At 45.6% G+C, this 1,723-nt stretch carries 2 protein-coding genes; one reads left to right on the top strand and one right to left on the bottom strand.

Annotated elements, in window-relative coordinates:
- Positions 1-95: 95 nt before the first annotated feature.
- Positions 96-242, bottom strand: coding sequence for a hypothetical protein (locus COE25_RS32025; protein WP_257209019.1), 147 nt, complete (start codon positions 240-242; stop codon positions 96-98).
- A 17-nt stretch (positions 243-259) separates the two neighbouring features.
- Between COE25_RS32025 and COE25_RS32020 the strand changes: the two genes are divergently transcribed.
- Positions 260-946 carry an MFS transporter gene (locus COE25_RS32020; protein WP_257209021.1) on the top strand — a complete coding sequence of 229 codons (687 nt, stop codon included), beginning with the start codon at positions 260-262 and terminating at the stop codon, positions 944-946.
- Positions 947-1,723: the final 777 nt, after the last annotated feature.

Here is a 1,723-nt window from a genome sequence, read left to right as displayed (position 1 = left end):
TTCTTAAATAATAAAAAGGTTGTAAACCAAGATTTTGTGGCACAAAAGCAATCTTTGCCAAATTTGGAGTCTTAAATCGTTATCTTTGCATTTTTTTACACAATTTGGACCACCAATTTAGCAATGGATGGGTATAGCCTCGGATAGGAGCTAACAATATGAATGACAAAATCGTAATGGCCGGTATGGACGTTCGGACTGTTCATCGTCATGATGAACACGACGATGTTTAACGTCTCCATTCCGAGCATCATTAGGGATATCGGGGGTTTCAGCGTCTCTTGGATCGTTTCAAGTTACTCGATTCGGATATGCATTATCAACGGTGATTTACTGCAGAATCTCCGACGTACTGCCGATTCGAAGATTGCTGTCTGTTGGACTCATGATAATGGGGCTTTCTTCCGTCTTTGGCATCTTCGCTACGAATTTTCAAGCTTTGCTTATAGCTCGGATTGCGCAGTCCGCCGGCGCCGGTGTGATGCCGGGACTTGGCCTCGTTTTAGCCAGCCGGTATATTCCTTATGAAAGGCGAGGCAGAGCAATTTCAATAATTTCGGCGGGAACTTCCATGGCATTTGGACTTGGGCCAATTGTCGGTGGGTTGATCAGCGAGTACATCGATTGGAAATGGTTATTTGCTGTCTCTTGCCTTGTGCTTGTTCTTCTCCCGATTCTGCTGCGCCTGCTCCCCAAAGAGGAGCCAAAGCCTTTCCGGTTTGACATAACTGGCCTTCCTGACCGTCGTCCATGCGGTGACTCTTCTGACCGCCGTAACGCACCGCTCAGCCGCCTGGCTGACAGCCGGATTGTTATCGATTGCTGCCCATGTCTGGCACGTCAAACACACGAAAGAATCGTTTATCAACCCGGAACTCTTGGCAAAGCCAATGTACCGGAAACTGCTTCTTGTCGGTTTCTTCCTTATGGTTCTGAATATCGATAACTTGTTCTTAATGCCACTGGCACTTGCAAATCTATTTGGCAAATCTCCGTTGGCTATCGGGTTTACAATCGGACCAGGCGCCGTTTTATCAGCCTTTCTCACGTTCTTCATCGGACGCTGGATCGACCACTACGGCAGTGTGCGGTTTCTGATTCTCGGGCATGGGATTTTAGCTTTCGTTTTGATAGCATTTTGGGCAGACCTAGGCACATCACCGACTGTAATCTTGTTCGGGTACCTATTCTTCTCGCCCGCGACCTCAGTAACGTTAGCTTCATTAAACTACTAAACGTCACGTATATTGCAGGCCAAGTTGATCGGTTCAGGCATGGGACTCATGCAGCTCATCCAGTTTTTCGGCGGTTCGTTTTCCGTCGCGGTTTGCGGTATGTTACTCGAATTTCAAAAAAAGAATTCGTTGGTCCGTTCCTATGAAAATGTGTACGGCGCTTTAATTTCGGTAGGCATTTTCTCGTTATTCACATTGCTCTGGTACATGCGATCCATCCGTCGGTCCGAGTCTTCACGGGGGAACATAACGGAAAAAGCGCGGGCGTGATCGCGAAATAAATGAACAATTGAGGAAAAATTGATTTGGTAAATAAAAAGTGGCCAGTAACATCATGGAGGAATTGACACTTACCTATTAGTAAGTTAGAATTGCACTATGGAAAATCGAAAAGTACAAATAATAGATTTAGCAATGCAGTTAATTCAACAAAAAGGGTATGTAGCGTTTAGCTACGATGACATCTCTAAACAACTGGGTGTCACAAA

This window comes from Bacillus sp. AFS031507, assembly GCF_002584635.1.
Taxonomy (GTDB): domain Bacteria; phylum Bacillota; class Bacilli; order Bacillales; family Cytobacillaceae; genus Neobacillus.
The sequence above is the reverse complement of the archived record's forward strand: the minus strand, read 5'-3'. Positions and strand labels throughout refer to the sequence as shown.

Bases quoted from the DNA above. Each gene is read 5' to 3' on its own strand.
- COE25_RS32025 (WP_257209019.1), bottom strand. From the start codon at position 242: ATGGAGACGTTAAACATCGTCGTGTTCATCATGACGATGAACAGTCCG.